16 protein-coding genes are annotated in these 17,332 nt (G+C 62.2%); 11 read left to right on the top strand and 5 right to left on the bottom strand.

Annotation, left to right across the window (positions count from 1 at the left end; translation table 11 throughout):
• The first annotated feature begins 27 nt into the window (after nucleotides 1-27).
• The 4 genes from PQQ95_RS19980 to PQQ95_RS19965 all read left to right on the top strand — a co-directional run bounded on the left by PQQ95_RS19980 (nucleotide 28) and on the right by PQQ95_RS19965 (nucleotide 3,762).
• Nucleotides 28-1,356 carry an aspartate aminotransferase family protein gene (locus PQQ95_RS19980; RefSeq protein WP_408439668.1) on the top strand — a complete coding sequence of 443 codons (1,329 nt, stop codon included), beginning with the start codon at nucleotides 28-30 and terminating at the stop codon, nucleotides 1,354-1,356.
• 28 nt (nucleotides 1,357-1,384) lie between these two features.
• Nucleotides 1,385-1,939: a carboxymuconolactone decarboxylase family protein gene (locus PQQ95_RS19975; RefSeq protein WP_408439665.1), complete on the top strand. Its 555-nt coding sequence runs from the start codon at nucleotides 1,385-1,387 to the stop codon at nucleotides 1,937-1,939.
• Between the two features lie 377 nt (nucleotides 1,940-2,316).
• Nucleotides 2,317-2,742 (top strand): OsmC family protein, encoded by a 426-nt coding sequence (locus PQQ95_RS19970; protein WP_408439662.1) that lies wholly within the window; start codon nucleotides 2,317-2,319, stop codon nucleotides 2,740-2,742.
• A gap of 177 nt (nucleotides 2,743-2,919) precedes the next feature.
• A complete protein-coding gene (locus PQQ95_RS19965) occupies nucleotides 2,920-3,762 on the top strand; it encodes an isocitrate lyase/PEP mutase family protein (protein WP_408439659.1) in 843 nt (280 codons plus the stop codon).
• Between the two features lie 43 nt (nucleotides 3,763-3,805).
• Here PQQ95_RS19965 and arcC read toward each other — a convergent pair whose 3' ends face one another.
• Genes arcC through arcD form a run of 4 tightly spaced genes read right to left on the bottom strand, consistent with a single transcriptional unit; the run spans nucleotide 3,806 to nucleotide 8,488 of the window.
• On the bottom strand, nucleotides 3,806-4,717 hold the full coding sequence (gene arcC, locus PQQ95_RS19960; RefSeq protein WP_408439656.1) for a carbamate kinase: 912 nt from the start codon (nucleotides 4,715-4,717) through the stop codon (nucleotides 3,806-3,808).
• A gap of 9 nt (nucleotides 4,718-4,726) precedes the next feature.
• A complete protein-coding gene (argF, locus tag PQQ95_RS19955) occupies nucleotides 4,727-5,725 on the bottom strand; it encodes an ornithine carbamoyltransferase (RefSeq protein WP_408439653.1) in 999 nt (332 codons plus the stop codon).
• A gap of 39 nt (nucleotides 5,726-5,764) precedes the next feature.
• On the bottom strand, nucleotides 5,765-6,982 hold the full coding sequence (locus PQQ95_RS19950; RefSeq protein ID WP_408439650.1) for an arginine deiminase: 1,218 nt from the start codon (nucleotides 6,980-6,982) through the stop codon (nucleotides 5,765-5,767).
• 24 nt (nucleotides 6,983-7,006) lie between these two features.
• Nucleotides 7,007-8,488, bottom strand: a complete 1,482-nt coding sequence (arcD, locus tag PQQ95_RS19945) for an arginine-ornithine antiporter (RefSeq protein ID WP_408439647.1) — start codon at nucleotides 8,486-8,488, stop codon at nucleotides 7,007-7,009.
• A 310-nt stretch (nucleotides 8,489-8,798) separates the two neighbouring features.
• Between arcD and PQQ95_RS19940 the strand changes: the two genes are divergently transcribed.
• The 5 genes from PQQ95_RS19940 to PQQ95_RS19920 all read left to right on the top strand — a co-directional run bounded on the left by PQQ95_RS19940 (nucleotide 8,799) and on the right by PQQ95_RS19920 (nucleotide 13,869).
• Nucleotides 8,799-9,632 (top strand): potassium channel family protein, encoded by an 834-nt coding sequence (locus PQQ95_RS19940; protein ID WP_408439644.1) that lies wholly within the window; start codon nucleotides 8,799-8,801, stop codon nucleotides 9,630-9,632.
• A gap of 222 nt (nucleotides 9,633-9,854) precedes the next feature.
• Nucleotides 9,855-10,505 (top strand): BON domain-containing protein, encoded by a 651-nt coding sequence (locus tag PQQ95_RS19935; RefSeq protein ID WP_408439641.1) that lies wholly within the window; start codon nucleotides 9,855-9,857, stop codon nucleotides 10,503-10,505.
• Nucleotides 10,506-10,889: 384 nt separating this feature from the next.
• The gene (locus tag PQQ95_RS19930; RefSeq protein ID WP_408439639.1) at nucleotides 10,890-11,528 is read left to right on the top strand and encodes a TetR/AcrR family transcriptional regulator; all 639 of its coding nucleotides are present in this window, start codon (nucleotides 10,890-10,892) and stop codon (nucleotides 11,526-11,528) included.
• Nucleotides 11,529-11,558: 30 nt separating this feature from the next.
• Nucleotides 11,559-13,109 (top strand): MFS transporter, encoded by a 1,551-nt coding sequence (locus PQQ95_RS19925; protein WP_408439636.1) that lies wholly within the window; start codon nucleotides 11,559-11,561, stop codon nucleotides 13,107-13,109.
• A gap of 487 nt (nucleotides 13,110-13,596) precedes the next feature.
• Complete coding sequence (locus PQQ95_RS19920) at nucleotides 13,597-13,869, top strand: YodC family protein (protein ID WP_408439633.1); 273 nt, start codon at nucleotides 13,597-13,599, stop codon at nucleotides 13,867-13,869.
• Nucleotides 13,870-13,952: 83 nt separating this feature from the next.
• On the opposite strand, the gene PQQ95_RS19915 is transcribed toward PQQ95_RS19920, so the two are convergent.
• A complete protein-coding gene (locus PQQ95_RS19915) occupies nucleotides 13,953-14,264 on the bottom strand; it encodes a superinfection immunity protein (RefSeq protein ID WP_408439630.1) in 312 nt (103 codons plus the stop codon).
• A gap of 162 nt (nucleotides 14,265-14,426) precedes the next feature.
• Here PQQ95_RS19915 and PQQ95_RS19910 point away from each other — a divergent pair, with 162 nt between their 5' ends.
• Both PQQ95_RS19910 and PQQ95_RS19905 read left to right on the top strand, forming a co-directional pair.
• Nucleotides 14,427-15,890 (top strand): M20 family metallopeptidase, encoded by a 1,464-nt coding sequence (locus tag PQQ95_RS19910; RefSeq protein ID WP_408439627.1) that lies wholly within the window; start codon nucleotides 14,427-14,429, stop codon nucleotides 15,888-15,890.
• A gap of 453 nt (nucleotides 15,891-16,343) precedes the next feature.
• Nucleotides 16,344-17,231, top strand: coding sequence for a crotonase/enoyl-CoA hydratase family protein (locus tag PQQ95_RS19905; RefSeq protein ID WP_408439624.1), 888 nt, complete (start codon nucleotides 16,344-16,346; stop codon nucleotides 17,229-17,231).
• The last annotated feature ends 101 nt before the right edge of the window (nucleotides 17,232-17,332 follow it).

Below are 17,332 nucleotides of genomic sequence, written 5' to 3'. Positions count from 1 at the left end.
GGTGCAAACAGAAAGGAACGTGAAGCCATGTCCACCGTATTTCATCGCTCGCCGAAGCAGTCACTGCCGGTGGCCGTCGCCGGCGACGGCATCGAAATCATCGACTCCACCGGCAAGCGCTATATCGATGCCTCGGGCGGCGCCGCCGTCTCGTGCCTGGGCCACAGCAATCAGCGCGTGATCGACGCGATCAAGCGGCAGGCGCAGCAATTGCCGTACGCGCACACATCGTTCTTCACGACTCAGGTCGCGGAGGAGCTGGCCGATCGTCTGGTGGCGAGCGCACCGCAAGGGCTCGAATACGTGTACTTCGTGTCGGGCGGCTCGGAAGCGATCGAGGCGGCGCTGAAACTGGCGCGGCAGTACTTCGTGGAGAAGGGCGAATTGCAGCGCCGTCATTTCATCGCGCGGCGCCAGAGCTATCACGGCAACACGCTGGGAGCGCTGGCGATCGGCGGCAATGCGTGGCGGCGCGAGCCGTTTCTGCCGATCCTGATCGAAGCGCATCACGTGAGCCCGTGTTACGCGTATCGCGAGCAGCGCGCCGACGAAACCGAAGCGCAGTTCGCGCAGCGTCTCGCCGACGAACTCGAACAGAAGATTCTTGAACTCGGCGCCGACACGGTGGCCGCATTTGTTGCGGAAACGGTGGTGGGCGCGACGGCCGGCGCCGTGCCGCCGGTGCGCGAATACTTTCGCAAGATCCGCGCGGTGTGCGATCGCTACGGCGTGCTGCTGATCCTCGACGAGATCATGTCGGGCATGGGCCGCACGGGCTACCTGTATGCGTGCGAGGAGGACGGCATTGCGCCGGACATCCTGACCATCGCCAAGGGGCTCGGCGCCGGCTATCAGCCGATCGGCGCGACGCTGGTCAGCGACCGGCTTTACCTGGCGATCGTTGGCGGTTCGGGCTTCTTTCAGCACGGGCATACCTATATCGGGCACGCCACCGCCTGCGCCGCGGCGCTCGAAGTGCAACGCGTGATTGCCGACGACAACCTGTTGCCGAACGTTCAGGCGCGCGGCGAGCAGTTGCGTGGCCGGCTGCGCGAGCATTATGCGCAGCATCCGCATGTCGGCGACGTTCGTGGACGAGGACTGTTTGTCGGTGTCGAACTGGTGCAGGACCGCGCGACCCGGGCGCCGTTCGACGCGACGCTGAAACTGCACGCGGCGATCCGGCGCGAAGCGTTCGCGCGCGGTTTGATGGTGTATCCGATGGGCGGCACGGTCGACGGCAAAATCGGCGATCATGTGCTGCTGGCGCCGCCGTTCATCTGCACCGCGCGCGACATCGACGAGATCGTCAGCCGCTTGACGGATGCGATTGAAGGCGCGCTGACCGCCATCTGACACCCTTTCCCTTCCTGCGAGATTGACGATGACCGCGCGTTTGCCTCATTTCGAACTGTCCGATGCCACGCCCGAACAAAAGGCCGTACTCGACGAGATTGTGTCCGGCCCACGCGGCAATCTGAACGGGCCGTTTCTGGGCTGGATCCATAGCCCTGAACTGGCGCAACAGGCGCAGCGGCTCGGTGCGTTCTGCCGCTATCGCACCGGCTTGCCGCTGCGGCTGTCGGAGCTGGCGATACTGGTAACCGCGGCGCGCTGGCAGGCGCAGGCTGAGTGGTACATCCACTATCCGATCGCGCTGGAAGGGGGCGTGGCCGAAGCCGATGCCGAGGCGATTCGCCAGGGGCATCGCCCGTCTTTTGCCGATGCGGATGACGCCTTGATCCATGACTTCGCGAGCGAACTGTACGACACCAAACGGGTCTCGGACGCCACCTATGCGAAGGCGGTCGGGCGCTTCGGCCACCAGGTGGTGATCAATCTGGTCGGCCTGCTCGGCTACTACGCCCTGGTGGCGATGACGCTGAACGTGTTCGATATGCGCGCGGTAGGGCAGGAGAGCCTGCCGTTCGCCGAGTAGCGTCCGTGCTGCCCGGTTTCAATCCGTACCGGCGGTTTTTACATCGCCTCGGCTAACGCTACTTCCTATAAAAAAACGTGTGGTCGGGAACGGCCAACCCGGCCGCTGCGACGTCTGCTCCCGCTTCACCCGGCCTTGCGCAACACGCATCGGCAAACTGTATCCGGCGTCGTCATGACACTGGCACACGGAAGCGCCTATGATGAAGTTCGGTCCACGCCTGCACCTCTCGCGCCACGCGGCATACCCCGAAGGAAATCCCTTTCGGGTACTCGCGACCGATGCCGATACTACGAATACCCGGGCTGGACCGTTGTGGGCGGCATCACGTAGGGTTGAGGAGCGGCGCGAAGCAGGGCACACAACAGGAGAGAGCGATGAAGCGCAAGGCATCAGCAGTCTGGCAAGGCGGCCTGCAAGACGGCAAAGGCTCGATTTCCACCGACAGCGGTGTCCTCAAGGACACGCAATATTCGTTTTCCACACGTTTCGCGGACGGCATCGGCACGAATCCGGAAGAGCTGATTGCGGCGGCGCACGCGGGTTGTTTCTCGATGGCGCTTTCGGCCGAACTGGGCAAGGCCGGCATCAAGCCGGAACGTATCGGCACCACGGCCACGGTCACGCTCGACAAGGACGGCGGCGGTTTTTCAATCACCGCGGTGCATCTCGATGTGGCCGTGAAAATCCCCGGTGGCGACCAGGCCGCGTTCGAGAAGGCTACCGCGGACGCCAAGGCCGGCTGCCCGGTTTCCAAGGTGCTGAACGCCACGATCACAATGGACGCGAAGCTCGAAACCTGAGCGCGCGGTTTGTTTATTGCAGACACGTGAAGGGCTGGTGGCGGTGGGCGCCGAGCCGCCAGCTGCTACTTTCCGTTCATCCCTCATTTGCTGCTCACTTGTTGTTTAACGAACATGACGACGATCCGGCAGCGTGTGGATTCCAAACGCCGGTCGCCGTCTTCAATGGGACCGTCGATGACAACGCAAACTGAAAAAGCACGGCAATTCCAGTCCTATCACGCGGCGGGCGAGGCCTTCATCATCCCGAATCCCTGGGACATCGGCACCGCACGTCTGTTGGCGCTGGCAGGTTTCAAGGCGCTTGCCACTAGTAGCGCAGGCTACGCGTTTTCGCGTGGCTTGCCGGATAACGCCATCGGCCGCGAGCAGATGATGGTGCACCTCGCTGAAATCGCGGGTGCGACCGATCTGCCGGTCAGCGCCGATCTGGAGAACGGTTTCGGCGACAAGCCGGAAGATTGCGCCGAAACGATCATGCAGGCCGCAGCGGCTGGCGTGGTCGGCGGTTCGATCGAGGACGCCACCGGCCGTGCCGATGAGCCGATCTACCCGTTCGAAGCCGCCGTGGAGCGTGTGCGCGCGGCAGTCGTTGCGGCGCGGGCTCTGCCGTTTCCATTCACGCTAACGGCGCGCGCCGAGAACTATCTGGTGGGCCGGCCCGATCTCGACGATACGATCCGGCGTCTGCAGGCTTACCAGGAGGCCGGGGCCGACGTGCTTTACGCGCCCGGCCTGAAGACGCGCGAGGAGATCGCCGCCGTGGTCGGCTCGCTCGACCGGCCAGTCAATGTGTTGATGGGGCTGCAGGGCGTCCTGCTCAGTTTCGAGGACCTCAAGGCGCTGGGCGTGCGACGCGTCAGCGTGGGTGGCTCACTGGCGCGCGCGGCGTTGGGCGCGTTTCTCCGCGCGGCGCACGAAATGCGCGATCACGGCACCTTCAACTACACGAAAGAAGCGGCCAGCGGCAACGAGATCAACCAGCTCTTCACGAGCGCCGCGCAGAAGTGGGGTAAATAGACGTTGGGTCAACCGTGGACCGGTCCTATCAGCCACGGTCAGCTTACGCGCACGTGACACGCGTGCCTGCCGTGCCGCGTGCCATCTCTTCGATGCGGTCGAGCGAGCCGATGACTGCCGGGCGGCCGGTGCGCGAGACGAACTCGCATGCGGCTTCCACTTTCGGTCCCATCGAGCCGGCCGGGAAAGACATTGACCGAAGTCCCGCCACAGACATCTCGCTCAGCACGCGTTCGCACGGCGTGTGCCAGTCGGCGTAGACCGCGTCCACATCGGTCGCGATCAACAGCAGGTCGGCGCCTACATCAGAGGCAAGCAGCGCGCTGCACAGGTCCTTGTCGATCACCGCCTCCACACCGAAGCGGGTCTGGCCATCGGTTGCGACCGTGACCGGTATGCCCCCGCCGCCGGCGGCAATAACGACCACGTCGCGCTCGAGCAGCCATTCGATGGGCTTAAGGGCCATGACGCGTTGCGGTTTCGGCGACGCAACGACGCGCCGGAAACCGTTTCCGTCCGGTCCAAAGTTCCAGCCGTTGCGGATCGTGAGACGTTCTGCCTCCGCTTCCGTATAAACCGGGCCGATCGGTTTGGTGGGATGCTGAAAGGCGGAATCACGGGCGTCGACTTCGACGCGTGTAAGCAGGGTCGCGACCTGCTTCTGGGGAGGCAATGCGTTGGCCAGTTCCTGCTCGAGCAAATAGCCGATCATGCCTTCCGACTCGGCGTCGAGCACATCGAGGGGCGCCGCACAAGCCGCGCCAGCGGCGGCGGCCTGCAACGCCAGCAGGCCGACCTGAGGGCCGTTGCCATGCGCGATAACCAGCTGGTTGCCGTCGGCCAGCCGCGCGATCTGCTGTGCGGCGCGGCGGATATTGGCGAGCTGATGTGACATCGTCATCGGTTCGCCGCGGCGAAGCAGTGCGTTGCCGCCCAGTGCGATCAGGATACGCATGATGGTTCCTTAAGCGAGCGTCGCCACGAGGACTGCCTTGATCGTATGCATGCGGTTTTCAGCTTGCGAAAACACAATCGACGCATTCGATTCGAAGACTTCGTCGCTGACTTCGAGTTCGGACAGACCGAAATGCTCATGAATCTGCCGCCCGGTTTCGGTCTCCAGATTGTGATAAGCGGGTAGGCAATGCATGAAGCGGGTACGCTGCTTGCCTGTCGCTTTCATCAACGCGGCATTGACCTGGTAGGGCCGCAGGAGATCGATGCGTGGCCCCCAGGCCTCCACCGGCTCACCCATCGAAACCCATACGTCGGTATAGACGAAGTCGGCGCCGCTCACTGCCTCATGGGGATCCTCGACAATCGACACGCGCGCACCGGTCCGTTCCGCAAGGTGCCGCATCTGTTCCACGAGATCGTCATGGGGCCACAGTTCGCGCGGCGCGGCGATGCGCACATCCATGCCCATCTGCACGCCACCGATCAGCAGTGAATTGCCCATGTTGAAGCGGGCGTCGCCGAGATAGCAGAATGACAGTTCATGCAGCGGCTTTTCACCGAATTCCTGCATCGTCAGCAGGTCCGCGAGCACCTGGGTCGGATGGAATTCGTCGGTCAGACCGTTCCATACTGGAACATGCGAATACAGCGCGAGATCTTCCACCACGCTCTGATGAAAGCCGCGATATTCGATTCCGTCATAGAGCCGCCCGAGCACGCGGGCGGTGTCTTTGAGCGACTCCTTGCGGCCAAGCTGCGAACTCGCCGAATCGATGTAGGTGACATGACCGCCCTGGTCGTGCACGGCAACCTCGAATGCGCAGCGCGTACGGGTCGAGGTTTTTTCGAAAATCAGCGCGATATTCTTGCCGTTGAGCCGTGCGACTTCGTTGCCGGCGTACTTCGCGCGCTTCAGTTCGGCGGCGAGGTCAAGGAGAAAGCGGATGTCGCGTGGGGTGAAGTCCTGCATGTTCAGCAGGCTACGGTTACGCAGGTTGAATGCCATGGCGGGCGATTCCTTGAAGTAGGGGAGATGGGTGTGGCGTCAGACGGGATCGCGTTCGATCGGGCACGTCATGCAATGGCCGCCGCCGCGTCCGCGTCCCAGTTCCCCGCTGGGGATGGTGATGACTTCGACGCCAGCCTTGCGCAGGAGCGTGTTCGTGTAGACGTTGCGGTTGTAGGCGACCACCACGCCTGGCGCGAGCGCGATCACGTTGTTGCCGTCGTCCCACTGTTCGCGTTCGGCCTCCCATGTATCGCCGCCGGTGGCGACGGTGCGAAGTTCTTTAAGACCGAGCGCCTGGGCGACGACATCGAGAAACGATGCGGTCTCGGGCCGGACATCGAGCGCGCCGGGCTTTTGCGACGGGCGCAGACTGGTGCAGCGAATACCGTCGACGACGTCCGGAAAGATCGTGACCAGATCCCGGTCGCAGAAGGTCAGGACCGTGTCGAGATGCATGGCGCCGCGCGAACGCGGCAACTGTGCGGCGATCACCTGTTTCACCGATTCATTGGCGAAAAGGGATCGGGCGAGTTGTGCGACGCCCTGCGGCGAAGTGCGCTCACCCATGCCGATCAGTACCACGTCGCGCGATAAAGGCATGACGTCACCGCCCTCCAGCGTAGCGCCGCCGTGGTCGACGTCAGGCCCGCCCCACCAGATGCGTGTGCCGCCGCTGAAAAGCGGGTGAAAGCGGTAGATGGCCGCGCTCAGCATGGTTTCCTGGCGGCGCGCCGGCCAGTACATCGAGCCGAGTACAGCGCCGTCGTTGATCCAGCAACTGTTGTCGCGGGTAAAGAGCGCATTGGGCAACGGCGGAAGGAGAAACCCCGCAGGCTCTGTACATTGCGACAGCAGACCCGCGGGCTCGAATGGCAGCTCGGCCCGCACGATTCCGCCGATCAGCCGGGTGGCGAGTTCGTCGGCTTTCATCTCGTTGAGCCAGGGCAGCAGTTGCGCGGATAGTTCCAGGTCGACGGTACCCGGCGACAGTTTGCGTTCGAGTACCCAGTCGCGTGCTTCGCGGCCCTGCAGAATGTCCGCGAGCAGGTCATGCATATCAAGCACTTCAATGCCATGATCCTGCATCGCGCTGACGAAAGCGTAGTGGTCGGTTTTGGCCTGAGAGACCCACAGGACATCGTCGAACAGCAGTTCGCGGCAATTGGCCGGGGTCAGGCGCGCCTGGGCGAGCCCAGGCCTGCAGACCATGACCTTGCGCAAGGTGCCGACCTCGGAAAAGACGCCGGTTGCCATAGAGGTTCTCCTTTTTATGGACGTTTACAGGCCTAGCGCGCCGCTCGACAGCAGCCAGGCGGCGATGGCGGCGAGCACGACCAGTGCGATCAGAATGACGGCTTCGAAAGGCTTGAAAAGACGTGCGCCACGTTCGCGTTTCGCCCAGCCATACAGCAGGACGCCGGGTGCGTAGAGCAGGGCGGAAAGCAGCAGATACTTCGGACCGGCCGCATACAGCAGCCAGCAGCAATAGACGCTCGCGGCCGCGCCGATCAGCATGTCGCGTCCGCGGACGGTATCGGTTACGGCGTAGCCTTCGCCGCGTACGGCAATGCGGGTCGCGTACAAAGCCGAGAAAAGATAAGGAATCAGGATCATCGAGGTCGCGAGCGAGATCAACGCCTGATAGGTCGCGTTCGACACCAGCGTGATGATCAGGAACAGCTGTACGAGCCCGTTCGTCACCCACAGTGCATTGGCAGGTACGCCGTGGTTGTTTTCACGGGCGAGGAACGACGGCATGACGCCGCCGTTCGCTGGCGTGAACAGCGTTTCCGCAGCCAGCAACGTCCATGCGAGCAGCGCACCGCCTACCGAGACCAGCAGCCCGATGCTGATCAGTACTGCTCCCCAGGTGCCGACGGCCTTGGCGAGCACGCCTGCCATCGATGGGTTCTTCATTGCGGCCAGATCGCCCTGCGGGACGATGCCGAGCGACAGCAGCGAAACTGCCATCAGCAGAAGCAACACCGCAGCGAAACCGAGCATCGTTGCGCGTCCCACATCCTCGCGGCGTTGCGCGCGGGCCGAAAACACATTGGCGCCCTCGATACCGATGAACACCCAGACGGTGATCAGCATCGTACTTTTGACCTGGGTGAATACGCTGCCGAGCTTCGGGCTGCCCCAGAAGTCCTGCGTGAAAATGTGGCTGCGGAATGCCGCCAGGGCGAGAAGAATGAATAGCAGCAGAGGAACGACTTTGGCCACCGTGGTGATCGCATTGAGAATGGCTGCGCTGCGCACGCCGCGCAGAATCACCGCATGCATGATCCACAGCACGATCGATGCACCCAGAATTGCGGCGCGCGTGTTGCCGTCGCCGAACACCGGAAAGAAATAGCCGAGCGTGCCGAAGACGATCACGAGGTAGCCGACATTGCCGATCCACGCGCTGACCCAGTACCCCCACGCCGAGTTGAAACCGACGAATTCGCCGGCGCTTGCGCGTGCATACGCGTAGATGCCGTTGTCGAGATCGGGTTTTCGCGTCGTCAGGGTTTGATAGACGAAAGCGAGCATCAACATGCCCGCACCGGTAATCAACCAGCCAATCAACACCGCAGCAGCGCCGGCGCCCGAGGCCATGTTCTGCGGCAACGAAAACACCCCGCTGCCGATCATCGACCCGATCACCAACGCTGTTAGCAGGCCGAGCCGCAGGGGCTTCGCCGCTGAAGCCTTCGTCTGGGCGGTCGCTCCGGATACCGACGGCCCCGACAATGAATCCGCTAGATTCTTCATGACACCCCCTTGTTCATTTTCGAGATGCTGTGATTAGGTCACTTCGGGATGGCTGGGCGATTGAGGTAGATCAAGCAGCGGTCATCAGGGCGTCCCGATTGCCCTACATCGCGCGATCTGGGGCGTGTGCAGGCGTTGTTCCGGCACATCTAGCAACGTTATGATCCGCATCAAAGCTTGCCGAGGCCGCGCTCATACGCTGGAGCATCAAGTGGCGTTATCCCGCTTACCGAAGCCTCGATGTCATGAACGGGTGCTGGACGGGATTGGCGTCGCAATTGAGCGTCGTAACCTCGGAGGCGGTGGCGAAATGAACGATGGTTTTCGCATTGCCGGCTTGGGCGGTGTCGATCCGCATGACAACGCGCAGGCGGTGCGCACATGGCGGTGGTTGCAGTGGATCCTGTTTGGATCCTGTCTGCTCGCCATTCCCGCCTTTTATCTCGAACTCGCCGTAGACTCGCCCATGCTTCATCAGATGGGCCGGCTGCTATACGTGTGCATGGCGACAGGCTTCGCCACCCCGCTGGCCTGGATGGCGCATCTGAGCCGCAAACCCAGGCGGTTCCTCATGCGGAACCGCTACGACGTCCTGATCGCGGCTGGAGCGGGGGCCAGCGTCGCGTGGGGCGTCATGCCCTGGTCGTCACTCGAGTGGGTTCTGCGCATTCTGTTCATGGGACTGGTGGCGGCGCGAGTAGTGGTGTCGCTGCGCGGATTCTTCTCGCCCAACCGATTGTTTCTATTGCTGGCAACTGCCGCGGCTCTGCTTGCCTCGGCGGGAGCCGGCTTTTACTGGCTCGAACCGGGCGTGCACACTTACGCCGAGGGTGTCTGGCTCGCATTCGAAAGCAGTGCAACAGTCGGGTATGGCGACATGGCGCCGACTACCCCGGCGTCGCGCGTCTTTGCCGCTTTCGTCGTGCTGCTCGGCTACGGTCTGCTATCGCTGGTGTTCGCCAGCATTGCCGCCATCTTCGTCGAACAGGAGGAGCGACTGCTGCGCCGCGAAATGCATCGTGACATCAAGACTTTGCAAGCGGAAATCGCCTCATTGCGCAGAGAGGTAGGCAGCCTGGGCGCCAAAGCGCATGTCGATGACAGTTTCACCCAGCAAGATCCAACTTCCGCCGCACGCGACTGACCCATGTGGATCCGCCGAGGTGCGGATCGCGCAGGAAGGACGTGTGCCGTTCGTGGCGTCTGTTTCGTTTCTTTGTTCGGACGTTGCGTGTCGCTTGATACATATCAATCGTCGCGGCATCCACCCTCCTAAAGTCTGTCATGGAGCATGCTCGTTCCGATCAACGGAGCGGCTGCACCTCTAGGCGCAGCTGCATTTTCACAAGTCATCCAGGAGCACGCAATGAAGTCGGACACGGAATTGAAGCGGCAGGTCGAGGAGGAACTGGCCTGGGATCCGGCAGTCGATATCGCGGATATCGGCGTTGAAGTGCACGACCGTGTGGTGACCCTGTCAGGGCACCCAACCAGCTATGCCGAGAAACGCACGGCGGAAAAGGCTGCGCAACGGGTGAGTGGCGTAAAGGCGGTCGTCGTGGAAATGAACATCCGTCTGTTGCATACAGACGTACGGACCGATGAGGACATCGCCAACGTCGTTCGCACCATCTTGCGTTGGACCGTCGGCCTGTATGAAGACGCTGTTAAGGTTCAGGTCGAAAAGGGCTGGGTGACTTTGAGCGGCGAGGTGGATTGTGCGTACCACAGCTACGTGGCCACGCGGACCGTTTCGCAAATGCGCGGTGTGACGGGCGTGTCGAACACGATGCGTATAGGCGGTGCCGCCGCCGCGCAGGATATCGGCAATCAGATTGGCGAGGCACTTCGGCGCCATGCCGACCGCGAAGCGAAACACATCGCGATCAAGGTACATGAAGGGACGGTTACGCTAACGGGTAAGGTCGGGTCCTTTGCCGAGCGATCGGCCGCGCGCGGGGCGGCATGGTCCGCGCCGGGCGTGCATGCGGTCATCGACGATCTGACGGTTGGCTAACCTGCTGCGAAGGGCCGGGCTCGCCGCCCTGCGCGCGAGGCCGCCAAAATGCGCGGGCTGCCATCCGGATGATCGCGAGCGCATAGACAGCCAGCGCGAGGACCGGCGTGGCAAGCTCTGCAAGCGTGCTGCCTTTCATGAACACTGCGCGCAGGATGGTGATGAGTAGCGTGCATAGACCAGCCGCGTCGCGGCCCGGATCGGCGCGGGCATCTGGTCGATCGCGAGGGTATAGCCGGATACCATGCTGGTGGGCAGGGTTAGCGCCAAACCAGGTTTGTTTGAATCAGATCAGATTTCGATTGAGCGTCACCCGTTGCCGGAGACAGCGTCAATATTCACTCCACCTTGCTTTATTGAACGGTTAGTCATAATATCCGTCACATGAAGCAATCTGGCCATTCGAAGCAATTTGCGAAAAAAGACGGTGAGGCCTGCCCTCGGGGGCGGCCGCGCGAGTTCGACACGGACACCGTTTTAGCGAGTGCGAGCCAGGTTTTCTGGAATCACGGCTATCACGCCACCTCGATCGACGACCTCTGCAAGGCCACCGGCCTGTTGCGGGGCAGTTTGTACGGGGTGTTCGGCGACAAGCACGGCATCATGCTCGCCGCGCTCGATCACTACGCGGAAGGCTCGGTCGCCCGGCTGGCCGAACGGCTGAACGCGCCCGTGCCGGCGGAAGAGGCGCTGCGCAACGCTTTACTGCATTACGCCCGGGTCGCTTGCGCGCTGACCGGCGAGCGCAGCTGCTTCATCACCAATACCACGCTGGAGATGCAACCCGGGGACGAGGAATTGCGCACCCGCGTCGCGGCCATTCAACGCCGCATGGCGACGTTGCTGGCGGCGTCGGTGATTCGCGGCCAGGCGAGCGGCGCCTTCAATTCCACGCTCGACGAAAAAGCCGTGGGCGATTTCCTCCTGTGCGTGATGCAAGGGCTGCGCGTGTTGGGGCGAGTCGCCCACAAGGAAGATGCGCTGATCGGAATCGTGGACGTCGCCATGCGCGCGCTCGTCTAATTTTTTTACCTAATTTTTGAACGAACGGTCATGAATAGAGACACCGTCAAGTCCGCTCCGGCGGCATTTGCTGGAGCGGCCGGTGCACCCGCCGCCGTTTGCCCAGGTGCGGGTGCAGTGGCCGCCGGTGCAGCAACAGCCGCCAGCGCCGGGAAGGCTGCGTCCGGCTTCGAGCGCCAGGGGCTCGCGCTCGCTGTGCTGTTCGTCGGCGCTTTCCTTGCGCCGCTCGACTATTTCATCGTCAACCTCGCGCTGCCGTCCATTCACTCCGGCCTGAACGCCACCAACGCGCAATTGCAGCTCGTGGTGTCCGCCTACGCCTCGGCTTACGCCGTGCTGCTGATCACGGGCGGCCGTCTCGGTGATCTGTTCGGCCGGCGTCGCATGTTCATGACGGGGATGGCGGCCTTCGTGGTTGCGTCGGCGCTGTGCGGCTTTGCCACCAGCGGCCATATGCTGGTGATCTCGCGGATCGTGCAGGGCATCGCCGCCGCGGTCATGGCGCCGCAGGTGCTCGCAACCATCCGCGCGGTCGTGCCGCTGCATCGGCAGACCAAGGTGATGAGCCTCTACGGTTTCGTGTTCGGGCTTTCGTCGATCGTCGGGCAGTTGGGCGGCGGCGCGCTGATTACCTATCATCCGTTCGGGCTCGACTGGCGCATCATCTTTCTCATCAACATTCCGATTGGCATCGTGGCCTTCATCGGCACCTGGAAGTTTGTGCCGGAAAATCAGCCGGCCACGCGTACCGGCATCGATCTGAAGGGCGTCGCGCTGCTCTCGATGGTGCTGCTGCTGGTTATCTATCCGATGACGCATGGCCGTGAAGCCGGTTGGCCCGCGTGGACCTTCGTGATGTTCGCGCTAGCCGTGCCCGCGTTTGCACTATTCGTGGCAACCGAGCGGCGCGTCGAGCGCGGCGGCGGCCATCCTCTGGTGGATCTGCAATTGTTTCGCAACCCGGCCTTCGCACTGGGTCTTGTGCTGGCGTTCCTGTTCTACTGCAATAGCGCGTTTTTCCTGACCTACGGGATCTTCCTGCAAACCGGTCTGCACTGGACACCGCTCGCCTCGGGCATGGCCATCATGCCGTTCGCGATCGGTTTCGTGGTCGGGCCGCTGACGTCGCCCGCGGTGGTCAAACGCATTGGCGGCCATGTGCTGGCGCTCGGCTTCTCAATGATGACAGTCGGCTTCACGGTGACCGGCTGGTCCGCGACGCATGCCGCTACGCCTGATCTGCTGTTCTATTGCGGACTGGTGTGCGCGGGCGTTGGGCACGGGTTGCTGCTGCCGTCGATCATGCGCATCGTGCTGCTGGAAGTGACGCCGGAGAAGGCGGGGCTTGCGTCGGGCGTGGTGTCGTCGACTTTGCAGATCGGCTCGGCGTTCGGCACGGCGGCCATTAGCGGCGCGTTTTTCGGCGTGATCGGCGGTCGCGAGACGCCGGCTGCCTATGCGCACGCGTTCCAGTTCAGCCTTGCGATCAACGCGTGTCTGATGTTCGTCTGCATCGGTTTGAGCGTGTTGCTGGTGCGGCATCAACAGCTTGCATTGCGCCGGGCCGCACAACCGGTTTGAAAATCGCGCGCGGGAAATCGTTTTCAACGGTGGCCGCTAAAAATTATTATGCACTTTAAACAAAAGCCAGTTTTTTGAGTGGGTGCATTTACCGATGAGTTTTTCGTTCATAGGTAACACTGTGCGTGGGTGATTGGAATAAACCCGAATGGGGTTTGTCAGCGCGGTTTAGATATGACAAATCCAGTCCGCATTTTCTACTTGTGGAGCGGGTTTGCCGCCGTAAGTTTTGCTATCGTGCAATGCCGCACGGGTGGCGGCCTCGCAGCGTTATAAAGGGTTTTCCCGGCTTTGTCCGTCGATTTCCGGAGTGGGGAAAGCTATTCCCGTCCCAATGAAAACGGTATCAATAAAAAGCACTTGCCGAGGTTAATTTCGATTGTTAATCTTGGCCAACTTTTTAGAGTTTTCCTTCGGCAGGGCTCAATGTTGCAAAGCACGATGCGATGACTTAATTCCACTCAACGGGTTCCGTAGGGGATTGAATATGCTGACCGCTACCATTGACGTATTCGAAACACCGCCAGCCGCGCGCTTCAATGTCGGCGATGTGGTCACACTGAAGGAAGGCGGTCCGCGCATGACCGTGACGTATGCAGGACCGGTGGCGCTCAATCCTGGCGACTGGCTGATTTGCGAATGGTTCGACGAACATGGCGAACTGCGCCGCGAGATGTTCGCGCACGAGAGCGTGCGGGCTGAGCCGCGGTCGATTCCCGCCGGTTCGGTGACGTGGGGCAGGATGGGACGGGCGGCCTGATCGGCCGTCCTCGTATTTGCTGCGTCCGGTTACTTGCCTTTGCCTTTCTGCGCCGGCTCATTGCGCCTGATTTCCCCGCCTGATTATTTCTCTCCCCGCTCACGCTCCGTGGCGCGTCGTTGCACGCGCACCAGAAGCGCTGTTGAAAACGCCCGCATCCGCACGATCTTCCGCGTCTCGACCACTTCACCGGCCACGTTCTTCGGTGGGTTGGGTTGCAGCGACCAGTAGAGCGCGAGCAGCCAGCCGAAGCCGGTCCAACCGAGGCACGCATTGAAGAGCGCCAGCGTCAGCACGTCATAACGCTTGCGCCGGTCCGCGAGAATGCTCGGCAGAAAATACAGCGCCAGCGCGAGCACCGCGGCGACAGCCTGAACCGCGACGTTGCCACCCATAGACCGGCTCCTCAGGACGCGACGTATGCTCCGATTGTCGCGCGATTGTCTGCTTTGCGCAGCGTCGCGGCGAACCTGCATGGATGGCGAGGGGTTCAGCGTATCGCGCATCAGGACTATCATGGACGTTTCGACTGAATAGAACCGCTACGGACCCCCGCCATGATCTCCGACGATACGACCCAGCAGACCCAGCGCATCAACCAGGACACGCTACGCGAATTCGTAGATCGCAAATGGAACGACGAGATTGTTCCCGCGCTCACGGACTACATCGCCGTGCCGGCCAAGAGTCCGGCGTTCGATCCCGAGTGGGTCAAGCATGGCTATCTGGAGCGCGTGATTACCGACGCCGCGCAATGGGCTGAACAGCAACCCGTGCGCGGCCTGAAGCTCGAAGTGATCCGCTTGCCCGGCCGCACGCCGGTGATTTTTTTCGAAACGGCCGCGACCCGATCGGGTAGCGAAGAAACCATCGTCCTGTACGGTCACCTCGACAAACAGCCTGAATTCGATGGCTGGCGCAACGACCTCGGCCCGTGGACGCCGAAACTCGAAAACGACAAGCTGTACGGCCGCGGCGGCGCCGACGACGGCTACGCAATCTACGCGAGCCTCACGGCACTGGCCGCGCTGGACGCGCAAGGCATCGAGCGTCCGCGCTGTGTCGGCCTGATCGAAACCTGCGAGGAATCGGGCAGCTACGATCTGCTGCCGTACGTCGACGCATTGCGCGAACGGCTTGGCAAAGTCGGGCTTGTAGTGTGTCTCGACTCGGGCGCGGGCAACTACGATCAACTGTGGCTCACCACGTCGTTGCGCGGGCTGGTCGCCGGCGACCTCGAAGTCCAGGTGCTCGACGAAGGCATTCACTCGGGCGGTTACGGCGGCATCGCGCCGTCGAGCTTCCGCATCATGCGGCAACTGTTCGACCGTCTCGAAGACTCCGCCAACGGCACCTTGCTGCCGAAGGGCTTTCACGTCACGATTCCGGCCGACCGTCTGCGCGAAGCTGAAGCCACGGCCCGGATTCTCGGCGACGATGTCTGGAAGAAGCTGCCGTGGGCTTGTGGTCAGGATGGCCGTCAGGTGCTGCCCACCACCACTAATCCGCAGGAAGCCTTGCTCAACTCGACCTGGCGTCCGTCGCTGTCGGTGACCGGCGCGGCCGGCATGCCCGCGCTTGCGGACGCCGGCAACGTGCTGCGTCCGCGCACGGCGTTCAAGCTGTCGCTGCGCCTGCCGCCGCTGATCGAAGCGGAAAAGGCGGTGGCCGAACTGAAGGCGCTGCTCGAATTCGATCCGCCGTATAACGCCAAGGTCACCTTCAAGCCGGACGCCGGCGCGGCGAGCGGGTGGAGCGCGCCCGATCTCGCGCCGTGGCTCGCCACCGCGCTTAACGACGCGTCGCGCACGCACTACGGCGCGGACGTTGCCTATATGGGGCAGGGCGGCACGATCCCGTTGATGAACGTGCTGAAGTCGGGCTTCCCGAAGTCGCAATTCATGGTGTGCGGCGTGCTCGGGCCGAAGTCGAACGCACACGGACCGAACGAGTTCTTGCACGTGCCGTACGGCAAGAAGCTGACGGCAGCCGTTGCACAGGTGATCGCCGCCGCGCCTTGATGCGCGTTCAGCCTTGACCCTTCCTGCAACGAGGTTGCAGACGAATCAGCGGGCGCCTTGGAGCGCCCGCGTTTGAGCATGCGAATTGAATAGTCCGTCTGTTAGCCCGCAAATAAAAAAACAAACATCTACAAGCTATATTTTCGATTGCATTACCTAATCGAAGACTATTTCCTTTTCTTTCAAATCCGGCAGGAAATTCAAGCTGGGTCCGTTCACTAATTCATCACGGCCAGCTGTTCATTTGCGGGCGAATTTTGCCCTTCTTCGGTGCGCAAGCGTTTGCGTGCGCGGCATCTTTTACTCATCGGCTGCCCGCCCCGCAAGCGCCGTCTGGCATGGTTTCACGCGCGTGTTGCATTCATCTGTTGGTTACCCCGCTCCCATCCGATTCCGGTCTGCTTTAGGCTCGCATTGCAATACCAGTGTTTAACCCTAAAAGGACCGTTCAAAATGAATCTGCATAATCACCACGCCTGCCGTCCGTTCCTCGAAGCCGGCAATTTGTCGCAAGTCTCCGCTTACTATGAAGAAGGCCGCAACATCATGTGGATGATGTTGCGGGCGCAGCCGCGCCCCTGTTTCAATCTCGATCTGGTGCATGACATTCTGGGCCTCGCGCAGGCAGCACGAGAATCCGGCTTGCCGATCGACTTCTGGGTGACCGGCTCGCTGATTCCGACCATGTTCAACGTTGGGGGCGACCTCGATTTCTTTGCCGACACGATCCGTTCCGGCAAGCGTCAGGCGCTGACGGCGTACGCACGCGCCTGCGTCGATTGTGTGCATGCAGCGTCGCGCGGCTTCGACACGGGAGCGATTTCGATTGCGATGGTGGAGGGCACGGCGCTTGGCGGCGGATTCGAGGCGGCGCTCGCGCATCATTTCCTGCTCGCGCAGAACGACGCGCGCATGGGTTTTCCGGAGATCGCGTTCAATCTGTTCCCGGGTATGGGCGGTTATTCCCTCGTCGCGCGCAAGGCGGGAATGCGTTTGGCCGAGGAGCTGATCGGCATGGGCGAATCGCACACGGCTGAGTGGCACTTCGGCAAGGGACTGGTCGATCAGTTGTTCGAGCCCGGCGACGCCTATATGGCAACGCGTACCTTCATCGACACGCTCCGGCCGAAGATGAACGGGATTCGGGCGATGCTGCGCGCGCGCCAGCGGGTGCTGCAACTCTCGCGCGCCGAGCTGATGGAAATTACCGAGGACTGGGTGGACGCCGCGTTCACGATCGAGGAGAAGGACCTCGTCTTTATGGAGCGGCTGGTGATGCTGCAAAACCGCCGTACTTCGAACCTGCGTCAGATGGCCTCCAGCGCGGCCAATTTCGCCTGAATCGCTCCGCATCTTGACGATATTGCGCCGCAGCGGGCGGTCCCTCAATGCCCCAAAGCCGCCAGGGAGAGTTCCTTTTTGGGGCGGGGATTTCCCGCATA

The organism is Paraburkholderia caffeinilytica, from assembly GCF_046030355.1.
In the GTDB taxonomy this organism is placed as follows: domain Bacteria; phylum Pseudomonadota; class Gammaproteobacteria; order Burkholderiales; family Burkholderiaceae; genus Paraburkholderia; species Paraburkholderia caffeinilytica_B.
The sequence above is the reverse complement of the archived record's forward strand: the minus strand, read 5'-3'. Positions and strand labels throughout refer to the sequence as shown.

What these genes read in the sequence shown, in the direction of transcription:
- PQQ95_RS19980 (WP_408439668.1), top strand. Translation starts at nt 28, where the DNA reads ATGTCCACCGTATTTCATCGCTCGCCGAAGCAGTCACTGCCGGTGGCC.
- PQQ95_RS19975 (WP_408439665.1), top strand. Translation starts at nt 1,385, where the DNA reads ATGACCGCGCGTTTGCCTCATTTCGAACTGTCCGATGCCACGCCCGAA.
- PQQ95_RS19970 (WP_408439662.1), top strand. Translation starts at nt 2,317, where the DNA reads ATGAAGCGCAAGGCATCAGCAGTCTGGCAAGGCGGCCTGCAAGACGGC.
- PQQ95_RS19965 (WP_408439659.1), top strand. Translation starts at nt 2,920, where the DNA reads ATGACAACGCAAACTGAAAAAGCACGGCAATTCCAGTCCTATCACGCG.
- arcC (WP_408439656.1), bottom strand. Translation starts at nt 4,717, where the DNA reads ATGCGTATCCTGATCGCACTGGGCGGCAACGCACTGCTTCGCCGCGGC.
- argF (WP_408439653.1), bottom strand. Translation starts at nt 5,725, where the DNA reads ATGGCATTCAACCTGCGTAACCGTAGCCTGCTGAACATGCAGGACTTC.
- PQQ95_RS19950 (WP_408439650.1), bottom strand. Translation starts at nt 6,982, where the DNA reads ATGGCAACCGGCGTCTTTTCCGAGGTCGGCACCTTGCGCAAGGTCATG.
- arcD (WP_408439647.1), bottom strand. Translation starts at nt 8,488, where the DNA reads ATGAAGAATCTAGCGGATTCATTGTCGGGGCCGTCGGTATCCGGAGCG.
- PQQ95_RS19940 (WP_408439644.1), top strand. Translation starts at nt 8,799, where the DNA reads ATGAACGATGGTTTTCGCATTGCCGGCTTGGGCGGTGTCGATCCGCAT.
- PQQ95_RS19935 (WP_408439641.1), top strand. Translation starts at nt 9,855, where the DNA reads ATGAAGTCGGACACGGAATTGAAGCGGCAGGTCGAGGAGGAACTGGCC.
- PQQ95_RS19930 (WP_408439639.1), top strand. Translation starts at nt 10,890, where the DNA reads ATGAAGCAATCTGGCCATTCGAAGCAATTTGCGAAAAAAGACGGTGAG.
- PQQ95_RS19925 (WP_408439636.1), top strand. Translation starts at nt 11,559, where the DNA reads ATGAATAGAGACACCGTCAAGTCCGCTCCGGCGGCATTTGCTGGAGCG.
- PQQ95_RS19920 (WP_408439633.1), top strand. Translation starts at nt 13,597, where the DNA reads ATGCTGACCGCTACCATTGACGTATTCGAAACACCGCCAGCCGCGCGC.
- PQQ95_RS19915 (WP_408439630.1), bottom strand. Translation starts at nt 14,264, where the DNA reads ATGGGTGGCAACGTCGCGGTTCAGGCTGTCGCCGCGGTGCTCGCGCTG.
- PQQ95_RS19910 (WP_408439627.1), top strand. Translation starts at nt 14,427, where the DNA reads ATGATCTCCGACGATACGACCCAGCAGACCCAGCGCATCAACCAGGAC.
- PQQ95_RS19905 (WP_408439624.1), top strand. Translation starts at nt 16,344, where the DNA reads ATGAATCTGCATAATCACCACGCCTGCCGTCCGTTCCTCGAAGCCGGC.